We start from the raw sequence: 26,317 nt of genomic DNA, 5'->3' as shown, positions 1-26,317 counted from the left end.
TCTCCTGGGAGCGGTTCGGCCGCTCAGGCGCAGGCCACGATGCCGGGATCGCATCCGAGTTCGGACGCCGGCCTGGCCGATGACGCCAGGGACCTCAGGAGCGCGGGATCCTGCAGAAGCCGGTTCATCAGGTCTTCGGCACCCGCCTTGCCGTCCATGTAGGTCTGCAGGTTGGCGAGCTGGCTGCGTGCCTCGAGCAGGCGCGCGAGCGGTTCGACTTTCTGGGCGATGGCCGCCGGCGAGAAGTCCTCCATGCTTTCGAACGTGATGTCGACCATGAGTTGCCCTTCGCCCGTCAGCGTGTTGGGGACGGCGAATGCGACGCGCGGAGCGATCGCCTTCATGCGCTCGTCGAAGTTGTCGACATCGATATCGAGGAATTTCCGCTCCGCGACCGGTGGCAGCGGCTCGGCCGGCTTGCCCGAGAGATCGGCGAGCACGCCCATGACGAACGGCAATTCGATCTTTTTCTCGGACCCGTAGACCTCCACGTCGTATTCGATCTGCACACGCGGCGCCCGGTTTCGAGCGATGAACTTCTGGCTGCTGTTGTCGATCATGAAAACCCTCCTGAAAAGACAGTGAATGACGAACCTGCGCGGAACAGGCCCCCGAACGAAAACGATGCCCGGTTGTGCGGGTTGGCCACCTCAGGCGTACTCGATGTGACAGGCGATGCGCTTCTCGGCGGCCTCCGCCGCACCCTGCGCAAGCGTTTCCACGCCATGGCTGCGAAGGCCCACATGCATGCGGGTGATCTCGCGCCTGCTCCGCAGCGCGTCGAGCCAATGCCCCGACAACACGGGCAACAGCTGTTGGTCCATGAACGCGGCAAGCTGCCGGGCGCCGGTGTCGCGGACCGGGCACCGCCCGATGACATGGGCGATGAGATCGTCCGCGTAGCTCAGGTCGATCCCGTGCTGCTCGCCCATCCGCTCCGCGATGCGCCGCAGATGCAGCGCGGCGATCCCCGCCAGGACCGGCGTCGACAGCGGCAGGTACGGCACCACCGTCACGCGGCCGAGAAAGGCCGCGGAAAAGACCCGGCGCAGCGGCGCTGCCAAGCCTGAACACAAGGCCTCGACCGAAGGCATCGATGCCGCGTCTCGGCAGGCATGCTCGACGAACGCCGAGCCGGCGTTGCTGGTGAGCAGGATCGTGGTGTGGCGAAAGTCGATGCGCTGTCCCTCGCCATCCTCCATCCATCCCTTGTCGAACACCTGGTAGAAGACCTCGTGCACGTCGGGATGGGCCTTCTCGATCTCGTCCAGCAGCACGACGCAGTAGGGCCGGCGGCGCACGGCTTCGGTGAGCACGCCGCCCTCGCCATAGCCGATGTAGCCCGGTGGCGCGCCGCGCAGCGTCGCCACGCTGTGCGGCTCCTGGAACTCGCTCATGTTCAAGGTGACGAGGTTCTGCTCGCCGCCATGCATCGCCTCGGCCAATGCAAGCGCGGTTTCGGTCTTGCCGACACCCGAAGGCCCGGCCAGCAGGAACACGCCCGCGGGCTTGCAGGGATCCGTGAGACGTGCGCGCGCCGTCTGGATGCGCCGGGCGATGAGCTCGAGGGCCCCCGTCTGGCCGAGCACGCGCTGCTCGAGCGTGCGTTGAAGCTCCAGCACGGCCGCTGCCTCGTCGGTGAGCAACCGGCCCGCGGGGATGCCGGTCCACTCGGCGACGATCTTCGCGACGACCGCCTCGTCCACCTGGAGGAAGACCTGCGGCGCGCCTTGCTGGAGACCTCGAAGCTCTTCCTCGAGCGCCGACGCGTCGAGGTGCGGAAGATGGTCCGGCTCATCCTCCCCCTCCTTTTCTTCTTCAGCCCTCAGCGCCTGGATCTGCCGGACCAGCGCCCTCTCCCCCCTCCACTTGACCTTCTGTGCCCTGAGCTCGTCGCGGATCTTTTCGAGCGATTCCCGCGCCGCGAGCATCCGCGCCAGCCGGGTCTCGCAGCCCTGGGCAATCCGGGTCTCGTCACGCAGCAAAGCGACCTCCGCCGCGAGCGACGCGATCCGTTGCCGCAGGCCGATGACAGCCGGCGGCGGCACGTGCAGCGACATGGCGACGCGTGCGCAGGCGGTGTCGAGCAGGCTGACGGCCTTGTCGGGCAACTGCCGCGCGGGCAGGTAGCGCTGCGACAACACGACGGCGGCACACACCGCTTCGTCGAGCACGGTCACGTCGTGGTGCGCGGCAAATGTCGATGCGAGTCCTCGCACCATGTCGATGGCGGCGGAGGCCGGCGGCTCCATGACCTGCTGCACCTGGAAGCGGCGCGCGAGCGCGGGATCCTTCTCGATGTGCCGCTTGTATTCGCGCCAGGCGGTCGCGCCGATCACGCGCAGCGCGCCGCGCGCGAGCACCGGCTTGAGAAGATTGGCCGCATCTGCCGCCGCGCCCTGGCCACCAGCGCCGACCAGCATGTGCACCTCGTCGATGAACAGGATCACCGGCTGCGTCGATTGCGCGGCTTCCTGCAGCAGCGACTTGAGCCTGGACTCGAATTCGCCACGCAGGCCGGCGCCGGACAGCAGCGCGCCGACGTCGAGGCTCAGCAATCGTGCGTTGCGCAGCTTCGGCGGGACCTCGGCCCTGGCGATCGCGAGTGCCAGCCCCTCGACGACCGCAGTCTTGCCCACGCCGGCCTCGCCGGTGAGCAGGGGGTTGTTCTGGCGCCGGCGCAGCAGGATGTCGACCATGGCGCCGATCTCCTGGCCGCGGCCGATGACGGGATCGATCCGCTCGGCGCGCGCACTCTCGGTGAGATCGGTGCAGTAGGTGACCAACGCTGCGCCGGACGGCGTGGCCAGCTCCATCGCGTGACCCGCTTCGCACGGTGGCGCCGGCATCGTGCTCGATCCATCGTAAGGCCCCTCCGCATCCTCGGGAGAGCCTGTCACGAGCGCAAGCAGCTCGTCGGGCCGCCGTTCGGCCGCCAGGGCGCGAAACGCGGGTGCAATCTCGAACAGCACGCGCCGAAGGTCCGGGCTCCGCAGCAGCGCGCTCATCAATTGCACGCCGCGGATGCAAGGATTGCCGAACTCGAGGCTGGACAGGAGCCATGCGCGTTCGATCGCGGTCTCGACGTGAGGCGAGAAGTCGCTCAAGGACGAGGCGCCGGCCGGCAGGCTCGACAAGGCTGCGGCAAGGTCCGTATCGAGCCGTTGCGTATCGATGCGATGGTGAAGACACAGGCGGTGCAGATCGCCATCGCCAGCCTGGCGCAACTGGTGCAGCCAGTGCACGAGTTCAACCTGAGGATTGCCGCGCAATCTCGCGAACGATGTCGCCGATTCGATCGCACGAAACAGCGTGAGGTCGAGCTTTCCGAACAGGGCCCGGCGAGACCGCGTCATGGCCGTTCGCCCTCGTACGTGGGCCTCGTGCACGCCTGCGCGAAACGACGCGCTGCATGTGCGCATGGCGGCATCGATCGCTGCTTTTTTCTCTCCCTCATCGTGCGCTCCCGTGATCCTCGATGAGCGCGATTCTGTGGAGGGGGTAGCGTGTTTTTTCGTCCCCAGTTTCTAGCAATAGTTAAATGCGCACAGGCATAACTTCAACCGTGATCTTTGCCCCCAACGAGTCTTTCCAGAGCGTCAAAAGAGACGCGTGCACCCAAGAAAAAGCCCTCGAGGTTCGCGAGAACCTCGAGGGCTTGCGGCTGTCGCTTCGGCGTTCGAGAACGCCGACGGCGAGATCACATGTTGTCGATCATCACCTGGCCGAAGCCCGAGCAGCTCACTTGCGTGGCGCCGTCCATCAGGCGGGCGAAGTCATAGGTGACCCGCTTGCTGGCGATCGACTTTTCCATCGCGCTGATGATCAGGTCGGCGGCTTCCTTCCAGCCCATGTGGCGCAGCATCATTTCGGCCGAGAGGATTTCGGAGCCGGGATTCACGTAGTCCTTGCCGGCGTACTTGGGCGCGGTGCCGTGGGTGGCTTCGAACATGGCGACCGTGTCGCTGAGGTTCGCGCCCGGAGCGATGCCGATGCCACCGACCTGCGCGGCCAGTGCGTCGGACACGTAGTCGCCGTTGAGGTTGAGCGTTGCGATGACGCTGTATTCGGCGGGACGCAGCAGGATCTGCTGCAGGAACGCGTCGGCGATGCTGTCCTTGACGGTGATGTCCTTGCCGGTCTTCGGGCTCTTGAACTTCATCCACGGGCCGCCGTCGATGAGTTCGGCGCCGAATTCCTTCTGGGCCAGGGCGTAGCCCCAGTCACGGAAGCCACCTTCGGTGAACTTCATGATGTTGCCCTTGTGCACCAGCGTTACGCTCGGCTTGTCGTTGTCGATCGCGTACTGCAGCGCCTTGCGCACCAGGCGCTCGGTGCCCTCCCTCGACACCGGCTTGACGCCGATGCCCGAGGTCTCGGGGAAACGGATCTTCTTGACGCCCATTTCCTCTTGCAGGAACTTGATGAGCTTCTTGGCCTTGTCGCTCTCGGCTTCGAACTCGATGCCGGCGTAGATGTCTTCCGAGTTCTCGCGGAAGATGACCATGTTGGTCTTGTGCGGCTCGCGCACCGGGCTGGGCACGCCTTCGAAGTACTGGATGGGACGCAGGCAGACGTAGAGGTCGAGTTGCTGGCGCAGCGCGACGTTCAGCGAACGGATGCCGCCACCGACGGGCGTGGTCAGCGGGCCCTTGATCGAAACGACGTAGTCGCGCACGGCGTGCAGCGTTTCCTCGGGCAGCCATACGTCGGGACCGTAGACCTTGGTCGACTTCTCGCCGGCATAGACCTCCATCCAGTGGATCTTCTTCTTGCCGCCGTAGGCCTTGGCCACCGCCGCATCCACCACCTTCAGCATCACGGGCGTGATGTCCAGACCGGTGCCATCGCCTTCGATGAAGGGGATGATCGGCTGGTCGGGCACATTCAGGGAGTTGTCGGCGTTGACCGCGATCTTCTGGCCTTCGGCCGGGACTTTGATGTGCTGGTAGCTGGACATGAAGGGGGAAAACTCCGAGGGTGGACCTAATTCAGGACGACTGTCTGCGAATTCAGACAGCGAGGGAGATTCGCTGTACAGCCCGCGAACAAATCGCTGTACATTTTAGACGCAACCCATCAGTGGGCGTTTGTCAACCTGCGGGCCGCCGGCCTCGTTAGTGCCTGACCTTCTGCTCGCCGGGAGGCGTTTCCAACCAATTCTCGATAGAGGAATCATCAATGAGCAAACTTCTCGCAGTCATGATCGCTGGCCTGTTCGCAGCCGGCGCCTATGCCCAAAACCCGGCTGGCACCACCCCCGAACAAGGGAACGCCAGCAACAGCAAGGCGCAGCAACGCGCTGAAGCCCGCAAGGACGCACGTCCTGCTGGCAAGGTGGCTGCTCCCGCTGGCGACATCGCCAAGACGCCCGAAGGCGGCGCCATCGGCACCGACAAGGCTGCCACCTCCGGCGAGAAGCGCGCTGAAACCCGCGACCAGCGTCGTCGCAACAAGGACGGCAGCGTGAAGCGCAAGTCGACCCAAGGCGGCACGCCCAACTAAGGATTCGTCCTCTTGAAAGAAAGCGCTCCATCGGGGCGCTTTTTTTTCGCCCTCATTCCTTGCTCATTTTTCAGGGGACGCGCCTGTCAACCGCGACGAATGCTTTCCGTTGAACATGCACCTCCACCGGGAGGTGGTCCATACCTAACAATCTCAAAGGATTTGTCATGAAGAAGCTGTTCGCTGCCCTGGTTGCCGGTCTCGTCGCATTCGGTGCCTTTGCCCAACAACCCGCCGAACCCGCCGCGGCCGCTCCCGCGGTCACCAAGGCCAAGGCGCCCGCCAAGAAGCACGCCGCCGCCAAGAAGCACAAGGCCCGCAAGGTCGCCAAGGCCCACGTCGCCACCAAGAAGGCGTAAGCTAGCCGCCTTCACAGGCCATGCCCGCCAGGCCCGCGTCAGCGGGCTTTTTTCATGGGGCCGGGCATGGCCTTCGTTGTATGGAAGAGTCTGAAAGAACCCCGATGCTCCAGCGTTTTGCCGCCCTCCTGGCCTGCTCCGTCGCCATCTCCGCCGCCCTGCTCGCTCCGGCCCACGCCCAGCAGGAACCCCAAACCAACCTCCCGCGCACCAAGCTGTCGATCGGCCTCTACACCATCGATGCGCAGATCGCCCAGGCGCCGGTCGAGCGCCAGGTCGGCCTGATGTTCCGCAAGGAGATGCCGCAGGCCGAAGGCATGATCTTCGTGTTCGAGCAGCCGGCCACCCAGTGCTTCTGGATGCGCAACACGCTGCTGCCGCTGACCGCAGCCTTCGTGGCCGAGGACGGCCGCATCGTCAACCTGGCCGACATGAAGCCGCAGACCGACGACTCGCATTGTTCCGAGGAGCCCGTGAAGTACGTGCTCGAGATGAACCAGGGCTGGTTCAAGAAGAAGAACATCAAGAAGGGCGCGAAGATCACCGGCGAATTGTTCGCCGTCGGCAAGCGCTGATTGCTTGCGTGCCCGCGCCGCCAACCGATAGCGGTTGGCCCAGCAAAAAGCCCCGCATGCGGGGCTTTTTCATTCGTGAAAGCACCGTGATGGTGCCTCTCGTCGGTCTCAGCCGAAGTTCTTCTCGGCGAACTCCCAGTTGACCAGCTTGGCCAGGAAGGTCTCGACGAACTTCGGACGCAGGTTGCGGTAGTCGATGTAGTAGGCGTGTTCCCAGACGTCGACCGTCAGCAGCGCCGTGTCGGCGGTCGTCAGCGGCGTGCCGGCGGCGCCGGTGTTCACGATGTCCACGCTGCCGTCGGCCTTCTTCACCAGCCAGGTCCAGCCCGAGCCGAAGTTGCCCACGGCCGACTTCACGAAGGCTTCCTTGAAGGCGTCGTAGCTGCCCCACTTGGCATCGATGGCCTTGGCCAGCGCGCCGCCGGGAGCGCCGCCGCCTTGCGGCTTCATGCAGTTCCAGAAGAAGGTGTGGTTCCAGATCTGGGCCGAGTTGTTGTAGATGCCGCCGCTGGACTTCTTGACGATCTCCTCGAGCGTCATCGACTCGAACTCGGTGCCCTTCTGCAGGTTGTTGAGGTTCACCACGTAGGCGTTGTGGTGCTTGCCGTAGTGGTACTCGAGGGTCTCCTTCGAGTACTCGGGTGCCAGTGCGTCGAGGGCGTACGGCAGGGGTGGGAGCACATGTTCCATGGTTTTTTCTCGTGGGTTGGTTGTGGGGAATCGATGATTCTAGAAAGGAAACGTGGCGCTCACGTCGGACGCGTTCCCGTCGCGCCGCGTGACGCGACGGTCAGATCGACGGAGCCATCGGACAGGCGGGCAACGACGGCATCGCCGGGTGCGAGCGCCTTCGCGCTGACGACGGCGCGGCCGTCGGCGTCGGTGATCCAGGCATAGCCGCGCTGCAGCACGAGCGCGGGATCGAGCAGCCTCAGCCGCAGCGCGACGCGCTCCAGGCGCTCGCGGCGCTGCACCAGCGCACGGTCGAACTTCGCGGGGAAATCGTCGGCCAGCTTCTGGGCCGCTTGCGATTGCCGCTGCGTCCTCGACAGCACCGCATAGTGCAGGCGCTGTGCGTGATGCGCGAGCCGCAGCTGCTGCCGCGCCACCAGCGTCGAGGGACGGCCCAGCCGGCCGGCGGCCTGGTCGAGCCGCTGGCCCAGCGCATCGAGCCGCGCGCCGATGGCGTCGTCGAGGCGCTCCTCGAGCAGCGCGAGGGCATCGAGCCACAGCGCCCGCGGCGCGCTCACCAGCTCCGCCGCGGCGGTGGGCGTGGGAGCGCGCAGGTCGGCGCAGAAATCGGCGATGGTGAAGTCGGTCTCGTGGCCCACGCCGCTGATGAGCGGCACCGGGCTCTGCACGATGGTGCGCGCCAGGCTCTCGTCGTTGAAGGCCCAGAGGTCCTCGATCGAGCCGCCGCCGCGCACCAGCAGGATGACGTCGACCGCGGGCTGCAGCGCATAGAGCGACTGCAGCGCGCGCACCAGTTCGCCGGGCGCACCGGCGCCCTGCACCGCGGCGGGAGCCACCGTCACGGGAATATGGGGCACGCGCCGGCGCAGCGCGGTCACCACGTCGTGGAGCGCCGCGGCGCCCAGCGAGGTGACCACGCCGATGGCGCGCGGCATCACCGGCAGCGCGCGCTTGCGCGCCGGGTCGAACAGCCCCTCGGCCTCCAGGCGCGCCTTGCGCTGCAGGAACTGCTCGAAGAGCGCGCCCTGCCCGGCCCGGCGCAGGCTCTCGACGACGAGTTGCAGGTCGCCGCGCGGCTCGTAGACCGCGAGGCGACCGCGCACCTCGACCTGGTCGCCGTCGCGCGGCGAGAAATCGAGCAGGCCCGCCGCGCGGCGGAACATGGCGCAGCGCAGCTGGCCCGACTCGTCCTTGAGCGAGAAGTAACAATGTCCACTCGCCGCGCGCGAGAAACCGGAGATTTCGCCGCGCACGGAAACCGGATTGAAGCGGGCATCGAGCGCATCGGCGACCGCGCGGCACAACGCGCCGACGGCCCATACGCGGGGCCCGGCGGGCGGATTCGGGTCACGCAAGTTCACAGAACCGCCGAATCATGATTTGGCACTCTTCCACAACGGGTGCCGCGGGCGGGGCGCCGCGCCCCCGGGGTCGGACAATTGCACGGTTTCTCGTGCAAGTTGTTGATTTCATTAAAAAAAGCGGTGCCCAAAATTCAATCGATCTAATGGAAAGCCCAGTTGGCGCGGCTCGCGGCGACTTGCGCAGCAGGTTAATCACAAAGTTATCCACAGAATCTGTGCGTCTTGGCCGACACGCAAACAAGCGCCGTGGCAATGGTGGGCTCGGTGGATAATCGCCGCGCATTGACAGCCTACGGGGCCGGAGGATTCCTTGTTTTCCATCATAGTTGCTGCAGGTTGGCCCATCTGGCCGCTGCTCGCTTGCTCGGTGATCGCACTCGCGCTTGTTATAGAACGTTTCACAAGTCTCAAGACGGTGAAAGTGCTGCCGCCCAAGCTGCTCGAAGAAACCATCACGGTGTCGCACAACGCGGTGCCGGGGCCCGACGTGGTGACCAAGCTGGAAAACAACTCGATGCTCGGCCAGGTGCTGGCCGCCGGCCTGCGGGCGCTGAACGCCAATCCGCGCTGCACCGAGGACGACCTGCGCGCCGCCATGGAGGCCTCGGGCCGCACCGTGGCGCACCGGCTGGAGCGCTACCTGCCCGCCCTCGCCACCATCGCCTCGGCCGCCCCGCTGCTCGGGCTGCTGGGCACGGTGATCGGCATGATCGAGATCTTCGGCTCGCAGTCGCCCACCAGCGGCGCGGTGGGCTCGGGCAATCCGGCGCAACTCGCGCACGGCATCTCGATCGCGCTCTACAACACCGCCTTCGGCCTGATCGTCGCGATCCCGACACTGATCTTCTGGCGCTATTTCCGCAGCCGCGTCGACGAGTACCTGCTGAACCTGGAACTCTCGGGCGAGCGCTTCGCGCGCCATCTCAACGCGCTGCGCAAATGAGCGCGCCCACCGCCGCCATGGCCGCCGCCGGGAGCGCCCGATGAGCCGCGGCCGCATGCAGTTTCGCCACGGCGCACGCGACGAGCCCGAGATCAACCTGATCCCGTTCATCGACGTGCTGCTGGTGGTGCTGATCTTCCTGATGCTGTCGACCACCTACAGCAAGTTCACCGAGATGCAGCTGCGGCTGCCGACGGCGGACGCGGACGCGCAGCGCGACTATCCCAAGGAAGTGATCGTCGGCGTCTCGGCCGACGGGCGCTACTCGATCAACAAGACGCAGTTGCCCGACCGCGCCGTGGACACCGTGGCGGCGGCGCTCGCCGCGGCCGCCACCGGCGGCAAGGACAGCGTGGTGATCATCAGCGCCGATGCCAGCAGTCCGCACCAGGCCGTGGTCACGGTAATGGAAGCGGCGCGCCGCGCGGGCCTGATGCAGATCACCTTCGCCGCCCAGTCGACGGCGCAAGCCGGGCACTGAGTTGCCGTCGCAGGGGCGCAACGGCACCGACACCGGCGCAACCGCCTCGCGGCTTCGGCACGCCTGGCTGCGGCGCGGCCCGCTGGCGATGCTGCTGTGGCCACTCTCCCTGCTCTTTCGCACCCTGGTGGCGCTGCGCGCGCTGCTCTATCGCCTCGGCTGGCTGCGCGCCGAACGCGTGCCTGTGCCCGTGGTCATCGTCGGCAACGTGATCGCGGGTGGCGCGGGCAAGACGCCGGTGGTGATGGCCGTGGTGCAGCATCTGCGCGAACGCGGCTGGCGGGTGGGCGTGGTGTCGCGCGGCTACGGCCGGCATACCGACGACTGCCGCGAAGTCCTGCCCGACAGCGATCCGCGCGAGGTCGGCGACGAGCCGGCGCTGATCCGACGCAGCACCGGCGCGCCGGTGTTCGTGGCGCGCCGCCGCGCCGAGGCCGCGCGCGCGCTGCTCGCGGCCCATCCCGCCACGCAGCTCATCGTGAGCGACGACGGCCTGCAGCACCTGGCGCTGGCGCGCGACATCGAGATCTGCGTGTTCGACGACCGCGGCATCGGCAACGGCTGGCTGCTGCCGGCCGGCCCCCTGCGCGAACCCTGGCCGCGCGATTGCGACCTGGTGCTGCACAGCGGCGAGCATCCGGCCTTCGCCGGCGGCTTCACCGCCACGCGCCAGCTGGCGACCTACGCGGTGGCGCACGACGGCACCCGGACGCCGCTGGCCTCGCTGGCTGCGCGCCCCATCACGGCGCTGGCGGCGATCGCGCGGCCCGAAGCCTTCTTCGAGATGCTGCGCGCGCAGGGCATCGAACCCGAACGGACCATCGCCCTGCCCGATCACCACGATTTCGCCGAGTGGCACGACGACGTGCCGGCCGACCACCTGCTGCTGTGCACCGAGAAGGACGCGGTCAAGCTCTGGCGCCAGGCGCCGCGCGCGCTGGCCGTGCCGCTGCTGTTCACCCCCTCCGAAGCCTTCCTCGCGGCGCTCGACGCAAAGCTATCATCGACCGATGGACACCAAGCTGCTTGAACTGCTCGTCTGCCCCGTCACCAAGGGCCCCCTGACCTGGAATCCCGAGAAGCAGGAACTCTGTTCGCGCAGCGCGCGCCTGGCCTATCCGGTGCGCGACGGCATCCCGGTGCTGCTCGAGAACGAGGCCCGCACCCTGTCCGACGACGAGCTCGGACTGTGAGCTTCACGGTTCTGGTGCCGGCCCGGCTGGCATCGACGCGGCTGCCCGACAAACCGCTGGCCGACATCGCCGGCGTGCCGATGGTGGCGCGCGTGGCGCAGCGCGCGGCGCAGTCCGGCGCGGCGCGCGTGGTGGTGGCGGCGGACCATGCCTCGATCCTCGCCGCCTGCCAGGCCCACGGCGTGGAGGCGATCCTCACCCGCCAGGACCATCCGAGCGGCAGCGACCGCCTCGCCGAAGCGTGCGAACAGCTCGGCCTCGATGGCGATGCGGTGGTGGTCAACGTGCAGGGCGACGAGCCGCTGATCGATCCGGCGCTGATCGACGCCGTGGCCGCGGCGCTGCTCTCGCGGCCCGATGCCGCGATGAGCACCGCGGTGCATGCCATCGATTCGGTGGCCGACTACCTCAATCCCAACGTCGTGAAGGCCGTGCTCGACGCGCAGGGCAACGCGCTCTATTTCAGCCGTGCGCCGATCCCGTGGTGGCGCGACGGCGCCGCGCCCGGCGTGCCGCCTGCGCGGCTGCCCTCGCCGGCGCCGCTGCGCCACATCGGCATCTACGGCTACCGCGCGGGCTTCGTGCGCCAATTTCCCGCGCTGCCGCCCTCGCCGCTCGAAGGCATCGAGGCGCTCGAGCAGTTGCGCGCGTTGTGGCATGGGCACCGCATCGCGGTGCACGTGAGCGACGCGGCGCCGGGTCCGGGCGTGGATACGCCGGAAGACCTGGCGCGGGTGCGGGCGCTGTTCGCCGCTACGACTTGAGCATCACCTGCCACAACCGGCCGGCCGGATCGGTCACGCGGACGTCGTAGAACCTCGGGTGCTCCCAGGTTTCGAACGGCAGTCCGATCTGCTCGAGGGTCTCGAAGAAGGCATCGGGGTCGGCCTGGTTCGACACCGAGACGAAGATCTCGGTGCTCGCGGAAGGCTTGGCCGGCGCCTCGGTGAAGTAGAACTCGAAGCCTTGATGGCCGGGCGCCACGTAGGAACGCCCGTCCTGGCTCGCAAACCCCAGCAAGGCCAGGAAGCGCTCCATGCGGGGCTTGTCGTTCGATCCGAGGATCACGGAAATCATGGCGTCGGCGCTTTCGGTGTCAGTCGCATTGCAGCTTCTTGTACTTCATTCGCGGCCGGCAGTTGCACTTGGCCCGCATCTCGTCGATGGTTCTGAACACGCCGTCCGAATCCTTGACCTTCTTGACCACCGTCGCCTTGTGCCCGAGCTTGGAGAGTTCCTCGAGCTCCGCGGCGTAATAGGGACTGTTGGAACCCTGCACGCCGATGGTCTGGAAGGTGTAGCCCTCGGCGGCGCGGTCGCGGATCCACTGCCGGTTGAAATCCACCGCCTCGCACATCCGGCGCCGCCACTCCTCGGGATCGGTCACGCCCTTGAGATTGGGGAAATTGTCGGGCCAGTCGTTCTTGATGGTCCGGGCGCCGAGCCTCGACGCAACGGCCTCGACGGCATCCTGCCCTTCGCCCAGCAGGATGACGCCCGCCAGGCCGTACGGGTCGATCCAGCCGATGGGGTTGGGCGCATAGGCAAAGAAGTTCTCGCCGCCGGCCAGGCCGATCGGGTCCTCGCTCACGAAGCGCCCGACATCGGGGTCGTAGTAGCGAAAGCGGCTGTAGTGCAGCCCGCTTTCGGCGTCGAAGTACTGGCCCTGGAACCGCAGGTTCTGCTCGACGGGCTGCGTCCCGGCGCGCGGCGTGCTTGAAGGCACCTCCACCTTGAGCGTGTTGCCCCAGGCCTTGTAGCTCGCGCTCCAGACGATCTCGCCATCCTCGCTGCTGAGCTCGCGTGGCGTGCCGAGGTGGTCGGTGTGGTAGTAGCGGATGCGCCAGGCATCGAGATCCACCACCGAGGCGCCGACGGCGGCCTCGTCCCGCGCCGGCGCGGCGGATGCTGCCTCGCCCTCGCCCCGGCTGCGCGCCTGGATCTGGCGTGCGGTGGCCAGCATCCGGTCGACGAAGGCGGTGCGGGACCGGCGAGGCTGCCAGTCCTGGTCTTCGTCGTCCTCTCGCGCCTCGCCCGCCGGCTCGCCCCGGAGGACTTCGGCCTGGACCTGCGCGACCGGCACGAAGCCAAGCCCCTGGTAGAGATACAGCGTCTGCAGCGCGCCGCGCTGCTCGCTCAGCAGCCGGTTGCCGTCCCATTCGAACAGCGTGCGTCCGAGCCGATCGCTTTTCTCGATGCGGCGCCCGAACGCGTCGTAGCGGTAGCGCGTGGTCTGCGTCGTGGTGCTGCCGCCCTGGCCCTGCCGCACCACGGTGACGCCCTGGAGCTGGTGCTCCACGTCCCACTCGAACTGCATGCGCGTGTGCCGGCCGATCCTCTTCTCGACCAGGTTGCCGTGGCTGTCGTAGCGGTAGCGCTTGTCCTCGAACACCTCGACGCGGTTGTCCTTGATCGCCCCCGCCGAAGGGGCGGCACCGCCGCCGGCGTCCGCGCCGGGCAGCAGGTTGTGGGCCGGATCGAACGCGAACTGCTCCTGCGACATCGGCTGCAATGCCGACAGCAGCCGGCCGATGCGGTCGTATCCATAGCGCGCGCGGCCACGCCGGCGATCGACCAGTTCGAGCAGGTTGCCGCCAGGGTCGTAGACATACTGGCGCGCCAGCACGAAGCGCTCGTCCCATCCCGGGACGGCATCGGTGCCGGCACCGGGATCGACCCGCGCCTCGTCGGCCCGCGGGCGCGCGGTGGCCTGGGCCAGAAGGCGGCCGACCGGATCGTAGCGATAGCGGCTCTCCAGCGCGCCCTGGCTGCGCGCGACCTCCCGATGCAGCGCATCGCGCTCGATGTCGCAGACCACCCGGCCGTCGAGGTTGATCTGGTGCAGATGGCCCGAACCGTAGTGGAGCCAGCGGATCTCGCGCCCGTCGGGCAGCACGGTGGCCAGCCGGTTGCCGAGCGCGTCGTAGCGATGGCGCTGCGTCGTGCGCAGCCCCTGGCCGACGCGGGTCTCCTCGAGCAACTGGCCCATGGCGTCGTAGCCCAGCGAGATCCGGCCGCCATTGTCGTTGGCGGCCTCGACCAGCCGGCCCGCGGCATCGTGGCGATAGTGCGTGGACTTGTGCTGCGCGACGCGCCGCCCCCGCGCGTCGAGCACGTGGCCGGCCACGAGCTTGTGCACCAGCCGCCCGCCCGCGTCGCGCTCGTAGCGGGTCACGATCGCCTGGCCGGCGGCGCTCGCCGCGGCAGCCGTCACCTCGTCCGTCAGGCCGAAGCCCCAGGGATCCTCGAAGGTCGGCGCGGTGCGCCTCGGCGGCAGGGCCTGCGGCGTGCCCGGCTGGCGCGATTGCTCGCGCGCCAGCCGCTGGTCGAGCCGCTGGCGCAGGGTCAGGCAGCCGAGCTCGATCTTCGCGAGCAGCAAGCCCGCGGGATCCCGCACGTAGCGCGTGTGGCGACCGTCGAAGCCGGTCTCCTCGACCAGCCGGCCCAGCGCGTCGTAGCCGAAGTCGTAGCGCACGGCGTTCTCGTTGTAGAGCGCCACCAGGCGGCGGGCGCCGTCGTACTCGTAGCGCAGTTCGCCGCCGGCCGCATTGCGCCGCACCAGCGGCAGTCCATCGAGCGCGAGCAGGTATTCGGTGCGGGCACCCAGCGGACTCACATGCGCCGTGAGGCGGCCCGCCGCGTCGTACTCGAAGCGTTCGACCGTGCCGTCGGCGCCGACGAGCGAGCGCAGCCGTCCGAGCTCGTCGCGCTGGTAGCGGGTGGTGTGGCCCAGCGCATCGGTCACGCTCTCGAGCCGGCCCCACTCGTCGTAGCCGTAGCCCGTAGGCTGCCCCGAGCAATCGACCTGCCGCACGACCTGTCCCGCCGCGTTGTAGCTCAGGTGGCGCGTCTTGCCGAGCGCGTCGACGATGGCGACCGGCAGGCCGCGGTCGTCGTACCGGTAGCGCGTGGGCTGCCCCAGCGCGTCGATCACCTCGACCAGGTTGCCGCGCGCGTCGTAGCGGTACCCGGTGGTCGCGCCGAGCGCATCGGCCAGGCTCGCGGGCTGGCCCGTCGCCGTGTCGTAGCGCACGGTGGTCACCACGAACTCGGTGTCGGTGGCCCCCGGAACCTGCACGCGCACCGGCCGGCCGCGTTCGTCATAGCCGTAGCGCGTGGTCCGCCCCGCCGGATCGGTCAGCGCGAGCAGGCGGCCGAAGGCATCGAGCTGCCGCACGGTGCGCCCGCCCATCGCGTCGACCGTGGCGGTCCATTCGCGGTCGGCGTTGAATTCGTAGACCTCGACACGGCCCAGCTGGTCGGTCACGCGGGTCGCGCGCGCCAGGTACTCGAAGTCGTAGCGCTCGCCGTTCGAGATCTCGCTGCAACGCACCCGGCCATGAGGCGCCTCCACGTCGTAGGCGTAGGAGGCGCGCAGGCCGCCGGGCTCGGTGTGCGCCACCAGCACGTGGTTGCGGTACTCGAATTCGCGCCGCATGCCGCCGAGCCGGTCGGTCACGCGGACCAGGTCGCCCGCGCGGTCGTACTCGTAGCCCACCAGCGGCGTGCGACGCCCGCCGTCGGCCGACAGCAGCTCGACCTTGCGCAGCCGCAGCGGCTCGCGCGCGCCTGGCACGACGTGCTCGAAGCCGAGCAGCAGCACCCGCCCCGCGCTGTCGACGATGCGCTCGGGCAGCGCCGAGGGGCCGTGTTCGATGTCGATCCGGTTGTCGTTGCGGTCCATGATCGACGCCAGCAGGTAGCGGGCGCTCCGCCCCGCGCCGCCGGGGAAGCGCCGGAAGACGAAGCGCTGCTCGCCATCCAGGCCCTCCAGCTGCAGCCGCTGCGCATCGAGCGCCCTGAGCGTGAAGCGTTCGAACTCGTTGTAGTGGCTGGCACCGGGCTTGAGCGCGGGAAAGACGATGTCGCGGCCGGATTCGTCGACCAGCACGAGCTTCGCGCGCCCCTGGATGCGACGCTCCTCGACGAAGAGGCCCAGCGGCAGGGTCCAGCCCTGCCCCAGCCAGCCGACGCGCGCATTGCGCGAGACGTAGGTCCGCTGCCACGGCAGCGGCAGCGGCGCTGGCAGGTCGAAGTCGAGCTCGAGCCCGCCGCCCAGCACCTTGCAGCCGAGCACCGGGTTCACGGGCTTGCCCACCACCGGGCACATCGGGCAGACATCGGGCTTGCGATCCCCCGGCGTGCTCGAATCCTCCCCGTCCGCCAGCCTGCGCGGATGCGGCTCGCCGCCCTCGTGCGGCCGCTCCTTGTGCTTCTTCTTGAACTCCTTGAGCTTGCGGATCGCCGCCGCGATGTCGTCGCCCTTGGTGATGCCGGCCTTGGCCATCAGTTGCGCGGCCTTGGTCGCGCCGCCCGCCGCCGCGCCCACGCCGGCCGTCGCCAGCGAGACGGCCACGGCCTCCGCGGTCTGGCCGAGGATCACGCCCACGGCCTCGCAGCCCTTGCCCTGCTTGACCATCTCCTCGACCTGCGCGGCGATCTCGCAGAGCTGGTCCTGCAGCATGTCGGCCGCGAAGTCGAGCAGGTCGTCCATGGTGATGGAGCCGTCGCGCAGGCCGTTGATCACGCCCACCACCTGCTTGCCCGCCTCCACCGCCTGGGCACCGAACTTCTGCAGCCCGTCGACCGCGCTGCTCATCGAGCCCAGCGGATCGGAGAAGAAGGCCTTGATGCCGCCCCACACGCTGCCGAGCATGTCGCCCACCGCGGCCACGTCGCCGGTGATGGTGTTCCAGGCGCCCGAGAGCACGTCCTTGCCGCAGCCCGCGGGGTCCGCGAACATGCGGTCCTTGCTGGCCACGCCGAGGGCGGCCATGTTGGTCTTCATCTGCTCCCAGCAGGCCTTGTCGGCGATCGCCTGCTCGGGGTTGATGCTGGTGTAGACCTTGGCCGGCGCATTCCCCTTGTTGATGGTGCCCATGTGGCCGTTGAACACGGCCAGGCCGCCGTCGATGTGCAGCGTCTGCGACCACTCCTTGGGCTCGAACTCGTCCATGTACGTGCCCGACATGACGCCCTTGCCCTTGCCGGCCTCGCCGCCGCGGCTGACCGGCACGCGCGAGCGGTCGAGGAAGTACTCGTTGGTGCGGCCGTCGGAACGGCTGGCGGTCTGCACCGATTCGTCGAAGTACGAGATCGTCCAGTAGGGAACCGGCACGCCCTTGTCGGGCTTGAGCGGCGTGTACTTCCAGTCGGGCGCCTTGGCCAGCGCGAAGTGTTCGTGGCGTTTCTCCGCCTGCTCGGGCGCGGCCATGCGTTCAGCGCTCCATGATGCTGAGGCTGGCCTGCGACCAGTCCTGCGCGCCGGTGGTCAGCCGCCAGACCAGCGCCAGCGTGCCCAGGTCGAGGTCGATGTGGACGGTCGACAGGTCCATGTCCAGCGGCACCACGATGCCGTCGTGGTCCGCCATCAGCGCGGTGGCCTTGAACGCCGGCAGGCGAAAGCCGCGCACGGCCTCGAACAGGCCCTCGAGCTCCACGTCCTCGTCGCCGCGCAGGTAGCCGTTGGTCTGCTGGTCGTCGGGCGCGCAGTTGAAGTAGCGCAGGTCGAAGTCGCGCGGCAGGTGCGGCGCGACCTGCGTGCGCCAGGCCTCGTCGGTGGTGCCGATGCGCGAGACGCGTGGCTGCCAGTCGCCGGGCACGGGCGCGAAGTTGAGGGTGCGGTAGTGGCGCCCAGGGGCGGCGGCCAGCGTCTCGTCGGGCGACAGCAGCTGCGGCGCCGGCCATTCGCGGTCGCGCTCCCAGCGCTCGCCGCGTTCGCCGCGGTGCCGGCCGCCGAAGCCGACGCCGACCGGGTTGGCGAGCCAGGCATCGCGCGGCTCGTCGTCGCCGCTCGGATGCTCGCCGCCGAAGGCATGCTCGTAGAGCAGCGGCACGCCGCGCACCGGCGCGGGATGCGACAGCTCCCAGCCCCCCATGGCACGGTAGCGCCAGTGGCGCGGCCCGGTGAGCTGCAGCGACTTGCGCAGCGCGCCCACCTGCACGTGCGCGAGCCAGCCATGGGCCGGTTCGCCGCCCGGCGCCCTGGCCTCGCCGGTCACCAGCACGTCGGTGCGTTCGCGAAACGGGATCAGGTCGCTGGGCTGCAGCAGGCTCGACGCACCCGGCTCTCCCGCGTAGCGGTCGGCCATGTTCAGCGGCGGCTGCTCCTCGAGCGGCGACAGGCCCTGGGCCGTGATCGCGAAGGTCGCCTTGGCGGCGAGGCTGTGGTATTCCTTTTCGTCGTACAGCTCGGTGTCGAATCCAAAGGCGGGGTACGGGGTCTCGTTGATCAGGGCGATGGCCATCGTCAGTTCATGTGGATGTGCTGGCCGTCCATGTCGACGACGGTGGCGCCGTTGACCTGGATGCGGTCGCCGCGGATGGCGATGGTTCCGTCCGACTTGAGCGTGATCGACGAGGCACCGCACACCAGCGTGAGCTCGTCGCCGGCCTGGTGCACCATGGTGCTGCCGGCGTTCACGCTGACCGTCTTGCCCGAGCTCAGCGAATAGCTGGTGCCAACCGTGGTCGCGTAGCGGGTGCCGACGTTGTGCGTGTGCAGGAAGCCCACGTTGCTCATCCACATCGCGCCCACGTTGAGGTTGTAGGCGGCGCCGATGTTGGTCATCTGCGCGATGCCCACGTTCTTCAGGCTGGTCAGGCCGATGGTCTCCTGCTTGTTGGAGCCCACCGTGAGGTTCTGGTTGACGCCGATCTTCACCTTCTCGTTGTTGCCCACCGTCTCAGTGCGGTTGACGCCGATCTTGATGGTCTCGTTGAGGCCGACGTCCTCCTTGCGGTTCTCGCCGATCGAGATCGTCTCGTTCTGGTCCACGCGCTCGCCGCGGTTCTTGTGGATGGTGATGCGCTCGTTGCCGTCGACGGTCTCGGTGCGGTCGTTGTGCACCGTGATGGTCTCGTCGTGATCCACGGTCTCGGTACGGTCGTGGCCCACGTGCACCGTCTCGTCGTGGTCGATGGTCTTGGCGCGGTCGTGGCCCACCCAATGGGTCTCGTCGTGCTCGACCTCGATGTCCTGGTTGCGCTCGGCATGCAGCCACACCTGCTCGGCGCCCTTCTTGTCCTCGAAGCGCAAGGCATTGGCGTTGGCGTCGGTCGCGCCCTCGGAGCTGCGCGTGAGCAGCCCGCTCTGCGTGGCGTTGGCCGGCAGCTCCCAGGGCGGCATGTTGTCGGCGTTGTAGACCCGGCCCGTGACGATCGGCCGGTCGGGGTCGCCGTTCTCGAAGTCGACGATCACCTCCTGGCCGATGCGCGGAATCTGGATGCCGCCGAAGTTGGTGCCGGCCCAGGGCGACGACACACGTATCCAGCACGAGCTGTTCTCGTCCTTGGTGCAGTAGCGGTTCCAGTGGAAGCTCAGCTTCACGCGGCCGTACCGGTCGGTCCAGAGCTCGCGTCCGGCCGGGCCGGTGACGATCGCGGTCTGCGGTCCCGTGGTGCGCGGGCGCGGCACGGCGGGCGCGTCGGCGCGGTAGACCTTGCTGGTCGGGATCACCTCGAAGTCGACGCGGCACTCGAAGCCCTGCTGGTCGCTCGCGTCGCCCACGTCCTGCAGGTGCAGCCGCGCGTCTGTCACCAGGTACTGCCGGTTGGCCTCGTCCTGCGGATGGCGCTCGAGTTCGAGCAGGCAGCCCGGCACCACGGCGCGCAGGTTGCCCGAGCCGCTGGCGCGCTCGCCGCCGACGCCGGCCTCCTGCATGCGCACGCGCGCCAGCTGCTCGCCCTCCGACTCGACCACGTAGTCGCCGGGCCAGCCGTAGCGCTCGCGGTCGCTCTGCGCGGTCTTGCGCGGCATCGCGCTGACCTGCTGCAGCCGCGCCTTCGGCCGCTGGAAATCGAAGTCGTCGGTGACCCAGCGCCCGCTCTGCAGGCATTCGGCGGCCTGGAAGCTGTCGCAATGCTCCTCGGCGATGGTCTCGTCGGCACCGCGGAACGGCACCTTGCGGTAGGCGGCATTCGCGTAGGGCTGGTGCGAGGACATGTCGTCCACGATCACCAGCTTGTGCGAATCCTCGGCGTGCTCGAAGTAGTAGTACAGGCCCCACTCGTGCAGCAGCCGCGCCACGAAGTCGTGGTCGCTCTCGCCGTACTGCACCTGGAACTCGCGCGGCGGATAGCTCTGCGTGGCGCGCAGCTCGAATGCGAAGCCGTAGCTGCCGAGCACCTCCTGCACGATCTCGAGCACGCTCTTGTTCTGGAAGATGCGGTAGTCGCTGGTGCGCACCGCCAGCGTCAGCCAGGGCTCGATCACCGCCTCGTAGAGCGCGCGGCGGTTCTCCAGGCGCAGGAAGCGCATGCGCGTCACCAGCCCGGAAATGTGCCGCTTGCTGCCACCCGCGCCTGGGCGGCCGTCCAGCACGATGTGGGCCGTGAGCGTTTCGCCCACCATCGGCTTGATGTCGACGTTGGCCGCCTGGCGCGGGCTGTGGCCCGGGGTTTCGGGGGTCGCGAGCACCAGGCTGTAGCGGAAGAGCCGGCTCAACCCCTCCTCGCCGTCGATGGACACCGGCTGGAGGGCCGGCCGCCCCCCGAGCATGGGCATGGCCGCACAGCTGGCGTCGAGGATGCAGCCGGCCTGCGAGGAAGCAATGGGCATGAAGTTGGATGTGTCCCGTGATGCGATGAGGCGCCGGATCGTGGACACGATGGCGTCATCTTTGTTTCTTCTTTTAACTTTCCGGATCAGTCTACGAAGAGCCGCCTTTGGGGGTCAAGAAGTCCTAAGTACTGCTTTCCCGCCATCGGCGCCCTCGATGTCCGGCGAAATTGTTCACGGGGCCGCGTGCTATCCTCGACGCAATTCCGTCCGCCGCACTCTGTCTTTGTCGAGGAGTGCGTGCGCGACGCGACACAAATCCAAGAACCCTCCGAGGACACCATGAGACTGATTTTGTTGGGCGCGCCCGGGGCGGGCAAAGGCACGCAGGCGGCCTTCATCTGCCAGAAGTACGGCATTCCGCAGATCTCCACCGGCGACATGCTGCGTGCCGCCGTCAAGGCCGGCACGCCGCTGGGCCTGCAGGCCAAGGCCGTGATGGATGCGGGCGCGCTGGTCAGCGACGACCTCATCATCAATCTCGTGAAGGAACGCATCGCCCAGCCCGACTGCGCCGAAGGCTTCCTGTTCGACGGCTTCCCGCGCACCATTCCGCAGGCCGACGCGATGAAGGCCGCGGGCGTCAAGCTCGACTACGTGCTCGAGATCGACGTGCCCTTCGGCGACATCATCGAACGCATGAGCGGCCGCCGCTCGCACCCGGCCTCGGGACGCACCTACCACCTCAAGTTCAACCCGCCCAAGGTCGAAGGCAAGGACGACCTGACCGGCGAGGAGCTGATCCAGCGCAAGGACGACGAGGAAGAGACCGTGCGCAAGCGGCTCGACGTCTACAGCCAGCAGACGCGTCCGCTGGTCGACTACTACTCGGCCTGGGCCAAGGCCGATCCGGCCGCCGCGCCGAAGTACCGCGCCATCCAGGGCGTGGGCACGGTCGAAGAGATCACGCAGCGCGCCCTGGCCGCACTCAGCAGCTGAGCCCCGGCTCGAATCGCGAGCCGCGCGCGGGCCCCGGGTCCCGCGACGCGGCTTTTTCTTTGCCCCCCGTTTTCAGATCAGCGCGAGCGTCAGCGCGATGCGCGCCTTGACCGGCGTCAGCGTGCCCGCGTCGCGCAGCTTGTCGCCCGGCTTCGCCAGGATGCGCCCCTGCGTGCAGCGGGTGGCGCGCAGCACCGCGATGCCGGCCTCCTGCGCCTCGAGTGCGGCCGCCTCGAGCGCATGGTGCAGCGTGCCGTTACCGGTGGTCGCCAGCACGAGGCCGCGCAGCGGCGAGATGGCGGCGTCGTCGGCGCGCAAGGCACGGATCACCGCATCGCTCGCGCCCGCGTGGCTCATCACGATCTCCACGCGCGGCCATGCGGCTTCGTCCTCGGGAAGACGACCGAAGGCCGCGCCCGCTTCCGAAGCCGGCCAGTCGCGCACGCGCCGCACCTCGCCCTCCTCCACGTAGCCCACCGGCCCCGCGTCGCCCGCGTCGAAGGCATCGAGCCGGTAGGTGTGCACCTTCTGCACGTCGAAGGCACCGAGCACCGTGCCCGCGCAGACCGCGGTCACGCCCTGCGCATCCGGCGTCGCGGCCACGGCGATCGCGTCGCGCACGTTCTGCGGGCCGTCGGGCGACAGCGCGGAGGCCGGGCGCATGGCGCAGGTCAGCACGATGGGCTTGCGCGGCGCCAGCACCGACTGGAGGAAGAAGGCGGTCTCCTCGAGCGTGTCGGTGCCGTGGGTGATCACCACGCCGGCCACGTCGGGCTGCGCCAGCCAATGGGCGCAGCGCAGCGCCAGCGCGCGCCAGATCGCGAAGGACATGTCCTTGCTGTCGACCTGCGCCACCTGCTCCGCCGCCAGCGTCACGCCCGCGGGCGCCTCGATGCCGCCGAGCAGGTCGGCCACGCCCACCTCGCCGGCGGTGTAGCCGATGTTGTCGCCGCTGTTCGCCGCGCGGCCCGAGATGGTGCCGCCGGTGCCAAGCACCACCACGCGCCGCGGATTCGAGGGGGAAGAAGTCGCCATCGCTTGCCAACTTTGAAAAACTGGTTAAAAATACAGGTACTGGATGTTCAGCCAGTGCCGCAAGGAACCACCATGCAGTTCGCCGTGAAGCTTACCGCCCGCCAGCAGCAGATCCTCGATCTGATCCAGAGCGCCATCGCCCGCACCGGGGCGCCGCCCACCCGTGCCGAAATCGCGAGCGAGCTGGGCTTTCGCTCCGCCAACGCGGCCGAGGAACACCTGCAGGCGCTGGCCCGCAAGGGCGTTATCGAACTCGTGAGCGGCACCTCGCGCGGCATCCGCCTCAAGGGCGATGCGCTGCGCTCGCTGGCCGAGTCGCGCAACAGCCAGTTCTCGCTCTCGCTGCCCGGCATGGCTCAGCTCGCATTGCCGCTCATCGGCCGCGTCGCCGCCGGTTCGCCGATCCTCGCGCAGGAGCACGTCGACCAGACCTACTACGTCGAGAACACGCTGTTCCAGCGCCAGCCCGACTACCTGCTCAAGGTGCGCGGCATGTCGATGCGCGACGCCGGCATCATGGACGGCGACCTGCTCGCCGTGCAGGCCACCAAGGAAGCGCGCAACGGCCAGATCGTGGTGGCGCGCCTCGGCGACGAGGTGACCGTCAAGCGCCTCAAGCGCAACAAGCAGGTGATCGAGCTGCACGCCGAGAATCCCGACTACCCGACCATCGTGGTCCAACCCGGCGAACCCTTCGAAATCGAAGGCCTCGCGGTCGGCCTGATCCGAAACACCATGCTGATGTAGCCCCGCCAGCCGGCCCGGCGGTCTGCATCGCCGAGCCGCTTCGCGGATCCGCATCCCGCATACCCCATCCGGTCGCCGCAGGTGGCGGGCGTATGGCGCTTGGTCGCCATCACCCTGCTGCGCCCGATGACAACGAATCCTGCCTGTGTTCAACCTCAAACCTTCTTGGAGTTCACATGGGAATCGCCCTCCTCACCTTCGTCGATCTTTGGATGCCGCTGCAATCGCTCGCGAACCGCTGGCTGCCCGCCCGCCCCGCGCGCCGCAACGATGAGAGCCTGTGCGCCAGCGAGCTGCGCTACGTGTCGGTACGGCCGTCGCGCGCGGCTCGTGGCGATGGCGCCCCGAACGCATTCCCGGCCACGCCCGTGGCGCAGGCGCCCTCGCGTCCGCTGCGGGTGGTGCGCCTCGTCGATCGCCAGCAGGGCGGCGCGCGCAACAGCAACCGGGTGGTGATCTCGGGCCGGATGGCCGACGTGTGCGCCGAGCTCGATCGCCTCGCCGCGCTCGAAGCGCTCGAAGCACCCGCCGGGGCGGCCCGCCCCGCGCACCTGCACTGAAAACGTCCTTCGGCGCGTCTCGCGCGCCGCCTCGGGGCCGGGTCCATGGGCAACCTCGCCCTTTGCCCGGCCTTCGAGCCGCTTCTCCCGTCTTTGCCCCGTTTTCGCCCCTCGAGGGCCGCGGGGCCGTATCCAAACGTTCTACGGCGCGCCGATTCCATGCTGCGAGGCACAATGGCATGCCATGAATATTGTGATCCTCGACGATTACCAGGATGCGGTGCGCAAGCTGCACTGTGCTTCGAAGCTCGATGCCTACGCAGCCAAGGTCTACACCAACACCGTCAAGGGCATCGGCCAACTCTCGGTGCGCCTCAAGGACGCCGACGTGATCGTCCTGATCCGCGAGCGCTCCCAGATCTCGCGCCAGCTGATCGAGAAACTCCCCAAGCTCAAGCTGATCTCGCAGACGGGCCGCATCAGCAGCCACATCGACGTGGCCGCCTGCACCGAGCGCGGCGTGGCCGTGGCCGAGGGTTCGGGCTCGCCGCAGGCGCCGGCCGAACTGACCTGGGCGCTGATCATGTCGGCCATGCGCCGGCTGCCGCAGTACATCAGCAACCTCAAGCATGGCGCCTGGCAGCAGTCGGGGCTCAAGTCGGCCTCGATGCCGCCCAATTTCGGCCTCGGCTCGGTGCTCAAGGGCAAGACGCTCTGCGTCTGGGGCTATGGCCGCATCGGCCAGCTTGTCGCGCGCTATGGGCAGGCCTTCGGCATGCAGGTGGTGATCTGGGGCCGCGAGGCGAGCTGCACCAAGGCACGCTCCGACGGCTTCCAGGTGGCGCAGAGCCGCCAGGAGTTCTTCGCGATGGCCGACGTGCTGTCGGTGCACCTGCGGCTCAACGACGAGACCACCGGCCTGATCACGCTCGAGGACCTCTCGCGCATGAAGCCGACCTCGCTGTTCGTCAACACCTCGCGCGCCGAGCTGGTCGAGTCCGATGCGCTGCTCGCGGCGCTCAACCGCGGCCGCCCCGGGCTGGCGGCGATCGACGTGTTCGAGAGCGAGCCGCCGCTGCAGGGCCATGCGCTGCTGCGCCTCGAGAACTGCATCTGCACGCCGCACATCGGCTACGTGGAGCAGGAGAGCTACGAGATGTACTTCGGCCAGGCCTTCGACAACGTCGTGAGCTTCATCAAGGGCAACCCCACCAACATCGTCAACCCCGGCGCACTGCAGGTCCGGCGGTGAAACCGTGAGCCAGCCGGCGCCGAGGGGCGCACTCTGGGCGCTGCTCGCCGGCAACTTCGTGATCGGCACCGGGGTGATGGTGGTGCCGGGCACGCTCAACGAGATCAGCGTCTCGCTCGATGTCAGCGCCGCCACCGCGGGCCAGCTGATCACGGCCGCGGCCTTCGTCACCTGCCTCGGCGCGCCGCTGCTCGCGGCCGCGGTGGCCGGCTGGGACCGGCGCCGGCTGCTGGCCCTCACGATGCTGTGGTACGCCGCCTGGCACGCGGTGTCGGTCTTCATGCCGAGCTTCGGCGCCCTGCTGCCGGTGCGCATGCTGGCGGTGATCGCGCCGGCCATCTTCACGCCCCAGGCGGCCGCCTGCGCCGGCATGCTGGTGCCGCCCGAACAGCGCGGGCGCGCGGTCACCTTCGTCTTCCTCGGCTGGTCGATGGCCTCGGTGCTGGGCCTGCCCATCGGCGCGCTGATCGGCGGCCATTTCGGCTGGCGCGCGGCCTTCCTCGCGATCTCGGCGCTCAGCATCGTGAGCGCGGTCTCGGTGTGGCTCACGCTGCCCAACGGCATCCGGCCAGCGGCGCTCACGGCCGCGGCCTGGGCGCGCGTGCTGCGCAGCCCGGTGCTGATGGGCATCGTCTCGATCACCGCGCTGCAGGGCGCGGGCCAGTTCGTGCTGTTCAGCTACTTCGGCCCGATCCTCAAGCAGCGCTTCGGCGCCGACGCCACCGCGCTGAGCCTGATGTGGGGCTGGTTCGGCGCCTGCGGCCTGCTGGGCAACATGGTCGTGAGCCGCGTCATCGACCGCGCGGGCGCGGGCCGCATGGTGCTCGCGACCACGGGACTGATCGCGCTGAGCCTGGCGCTCTGGCCGCTGGCGGACAGCCTGTTCTGGATCGCGGTGGTGGTCTCGCCCTGGGGCCTGGGCTGCTTCTCGACCAACTCGGCGCAGCAGGCGCGGCTGGTGGGCCTCGCGCCCGCGCTGGCGCCGGGCTCGGTGGCGCTCAACAGCTCGGGCATCTACATCGGCCAGGCCTTCGGCGCCGCGCTCGGCGGCTGGCTGCTGGCGCGCGACGCCATGCACTGGATGAGCTGGGTCGGGCTCGCGCTGCTGCTGGTCGCCATCGTGCTCAGCGCGAGCATCGACCGCAGCCGCCGGCCGGCCTGAACGGCGCGGC

The 26,317-nt window shown here is 68.6% G+C and carries 23 protein-coding genes; 13 read left to right on the top strand and 10 right to left on the bottom strand.

All coding sequences use genetic code 11. The features are described from left to right. Positions 1-23 precede the first annotated feature (23 nt). The 3 genes from tssB to icd all read right to left on the bottom strand — a co-directional run bounded on the left by tssB (position 24) and on the right by icd (position 4,960). Positions 24-560, bottom strand: a complete 537-nt coding sequence (gene tssB / locus ACEN9J_RS04450; RefSeq protein WP_057594839.1) for a type VI secretion system contractile sheath small subunit — start codon at positions 558-560, stop codon at positions 24-26. A gap of 90 nt (positions 561-650) precedes the next feature. Further along, positions 651-3,356, bottom strand: a complete 2,706-nt coding sequence (gene tssH, locus ACEN9J_RS04445) for a type VI secretion system ATPase TssH (RefSeq protein ID WP_413763428.1) — start codon at positions 3,354-3,356, stop codon at positions 651-653. 344 nt (positions 3,357-3,700) lie between these two features. Beyond that, complete coding sequence (gene icd / locus ACEN9J_RS04440) at positions 3,701-4,960, bottom strand: NADP-dependent isocitrate dehydrogenase (protein ID WP_413763427.1); 1,260 nt, start codon at positions 4,958-4,960, stop codon at positions 3,701-3,703. A 221-nt stretch (positions 4,961-5,181) separates the two neighbouring features. On the opposite strand from icd, the gene ACEN9J_RS04435 reads away from it, so the two are divergent. The 3 genes from ACEN9J_RS04435 to ACEN9J_RS04425 all read left to right on the top strand — a co-directional run bounded on the left by ACEN9J_RS04435 (position 5,182) and on the right by ACEN9J_RS04425 (position 6,439). Continuing rightward, positions 5,182-5,505, top strand: a complete 324-nt coding sequence (locus tag ACEN9J_RS04435) for a hypothetical protein (RefSeq protein WP_057594841.1) — start codon at positions 5,182-5,184, stop codon at positions 5,503-5,505. 167 nt (positions 5,506-5,672) lie between these two features. Beyond that, positions 5,673-5,864, top strand: coding sequence for a hypothetical protein (locus ACEN9J_RS04430; protein WP_261205580.1), 192 nt, complete (start codon positions 5,673-5,675; stop codon positions 5,862-5,864). A 104-nt stretch (positions 5,865-5,968) separates the two neighbouring features. Beyond that, positions 5,969-6,439, top strand: a complete 471-nt coding sequence (locus ACEN9J_RS04425; RefSeq protein ID WP_413763426.1) for a DUF192 domain-containing protein — start codon at positions 5,969-5,971, stop codon at positions 6,437-6,439. 108 nt (positions 6,440-6,547) lie between these two features. Here the strand turns inward: ACEN9J_RS04425 and ACEN9J_RS04420 are convergent, their stop codons facing one another. Then, a complete protein-coding gene (locus tag ACEN9J_RS04420; protein WP_413763425.1) occupies positions 6,548-7,129 on the bottom strand; it encodes a Fe-Mn family superoxide dismutase in 582 nt (193 codons plus the stop codon). Between the two features lie 59 nt (positions 7,130-7,188). Next, positions 7,189-8,493 carry an exodeoxyribonuclease VII large subunit gene (gene xseA / locus ACEN9J_RS04415; protein ID WP_413763424.1) on the bottom strand — a complete coding sequence of 435 codons (1,305 nt, stop codon included), beginning with the start codon at positions 8,491-8,493 and terminating at the stop codon, positions 7,189-7,191. A 313-nt stretch (positions 8,494-8,806) separates the two neighbouring features. Between xseA and ACEN9J_RS04410 the strand changes: the two genes are divergently transcribed. The 5 genes from ACEN9J_RS04410 to kdsB all read left to right on the top strand — a co-directional run bounded on the left by ACEN9J_RS04410 (position 8,807) and on the right by kdsB (position 11,877). Continuing rightward, positions 8,807-9,439: a MotA/TolQ/ExbB proton channel family protein gene (locus tag ACEN9J_RS04410; protein ID WP_057596380.1), complete on the top strand. Its 633-nt coding sequence runs from the start codon at positions 8,807-8,809 to the stop codon at positions 9,437-9,439. Between the two features lie 55 nt (positions 9,440-9,494). Next, a complete protein-coding gene (locus tag ACEN9J_RS04405) occupies positions 9,495-9,920 on the top strand; it encodes an ExbD/TolR family protein (protein ID WP_413764540.1) in 426 nt (141 codons plus the stop codon). An 88-nt stretch (positions 9,921-10,008) separates the two neighbouring features. Next, positions 10,009-10,950 carry a tetraacyldisaccharide 4'-kinase gene (gene lpxK, locus ACEN9J_RS04400; protein WP_216087432.1) on the top strand — a complete coding sequence of 314 codons (942 nt, stop codon included), beginning with the start codon at positions 10,009-10,011 and terminating at the stop codon, positions 10,948-10,950. Further along, positions 10,931-11,113 carry a Trm112 family protein gene (locus tag ACEN9J_RS04395; RefSeq protein WP_057596378.1) on the top strand — a complete coding sequence of 61 codons (183 nt, stop codon included), beginning with the start codon at positions 10,931-10,933 and terminating at the stop codon, positions 11,111-11,113. The genes lpxK and ACEN9J_RS04395 overlap by 20 nt, the downstream gene beginning before the upstream one ends. Then, on the top strand, positions 11,110-11,877 hold the full coding sequence (gene kdsB, locus ACEN9J_RS04390) for a 3-deoxy-manno-octulosonate cytidylyltransferase (RefSeq protein ID WP_261205575.1): 768 nt from the start codon (positions 11,110-11,112) through the stop codon (positions 11,875-11,877). Before ACEN9J_RS04395 ends, kdsB begins: the two co-directional genes overlap by 4 nt. Here the strand turns inward: kdsB and ACEN9J_RS04385 are convergent. The 4 genes from ACEN9J_RS04385 to ACEN9J_RS04370 are packed head-to-tail and all read right to left on the bottom strand — an operon-like array spanning position 11,867 to position 20,672. Further along, positions 11,867-12,190, bottom strand: a complete 324-nt coding sequence (locus tag ACEN9J_RS04385; protein ID WP_413763423.1) for a hypothetical protein — start codon at positions 12,188-12,190, stop codon at positions 11,867-11,869. The two genes, kdsB and ACEN9J_RS04385, sit on opposite strands and share 11 nt — an antisense overlap. 19 nt (positions 12,191-12,209) lie before the next feature. Further along, on the bottom strand, positions 12,210-17,327 hold the full coding sequence (locus ACEN9J_RS04380; protein WP_413763422.1) for an RHS repeat-associated core domain-containing protein: 5,118 nt from the start codon (positions 17,325-17,327) through the stop codon (positions 12,210-12,212). A gap of 4 nt (positions 17,328-17,331) precedes the next feature. Then, on the bottom strand, positions 17,332-18,360 hold the full coding sequence (locus ACEN9J_RS04375; RefSeq protein WP_413763421.1) for a DUF2169 domain-containing protein: 1,029 nt from the start codon (positions 18,358-18,360) through the stop codon (positions 17,332-17,334). A 2-nt stretch (positions 18,361-18,362) separates the two neighbouring features. After that, on the bottom strand, positions 18,363-20,672 hold the full coding sequence (locus ACEN9J_RS04370; RefSeq protein WP_413763420.1) for a type VI secretion system Vgr family protein: 2,310 nt from the start codon (positions 20,670-20,672) through the stop codon (positions 18,363-18,365). 282 nt (positions 20,673-20,954) lie between these two features. On the opposite strand from ACEN9J_RS04370, the gene adk reads away from it, so the two are divergent. Then, positions 20,955-21,611 (top strand): adenylate kinase, encoded by a 657-nt coding sequence (gene adk / locus ACEN9J_RS04365; protein ID WP_057596372.1) that lies wholly within the window; start codon positions 20,955-20,957, stop codon positions 21,609-21,611. 72 nt (positions 21,612-21,683) lie between these two features. Here the strand turns inward: adk and ACEN9J_RS04360 are convergent, their stop codons facing one another. Next, positions 21,684-22,646, bottom strand: a complete 963-nt coding sequence (locus ACEN9J_RS04360; protein ID WP_413763419.1) for an asparaginase — start codon at positions 22,644-22,646, stop codon at positions 21,684-21,686. A gap of 72 nt (positions 22,647-22,718) precedes the next feature. Between ACEN9J_RS04360 and lexA the strand changes: the two genes are divergently transcribed. From lexA to ACEN9J_RS04340, 4 genes are all read left to right on the top strand, one after another. After that, complete coding sequence (gene lexA, locus ACEN9J_RS04355; protein WP_057596370.1) at positions 22,719-23,393, top strand: transcriptional repressor LexA; 675 nt, start codon at positions 22,719-22,721, stop codon at positions 23,391-23,393. 176 nt (positions 23,394-23,569) lie between these two features. Next, on the top strand, positions 23,570-23,953 hold the full coding sequence (locus ACEN9J_RS04350; RefSeq protein WP_057596369.1) for a hypothetical protein: 384 nt from the start codon (positions 23,570-23,572) through the stop codon (positions 23,951-23,953). Positions 23,954-24,137: 184 nt separating this feature from the next. After that, complete coding sequence (locus ACEN9J_RS04345; RefSeq protein WP_261210695.1) at positions 24,138-25,145, top strand: D-2-hydroxyacid dehydrogenase family protein; 1,008 nt, start codon at positions 24,138-24,140, stop codon at positions 25,143-25,145. Between the two features lie 4 nt (positions 25,146-25,149). After that, on the top strand, positions 25,150-26,307 hold the full coding sequence (locus tag ACEN9J_RS04340; RefSeq protein WP_261210694.1) for an MFS transporter: 1,158 nt from the start codon (positions 25,150-25,152) through the stop codon (positions 26,305-26,307). The last annotated feature ends 10 nt before the right edge of the window (positions 26,308-26,317 follow it).

It is taken from the genome of Variovorax sp. Varisp41 (genome assembly GCF_047325085.1).
Taxonomy (GTDB): Bacteria; Pseudomonadota; Gammaproteobacteria; order Burkholderiales; family Burkholderiaceae_C; genus Variovorax.
The sequence above is the reverse complement of the archived record's forward strand: the minus strand, read 5'-3'. Positions and strand labels throughout refer to the sequence as shown.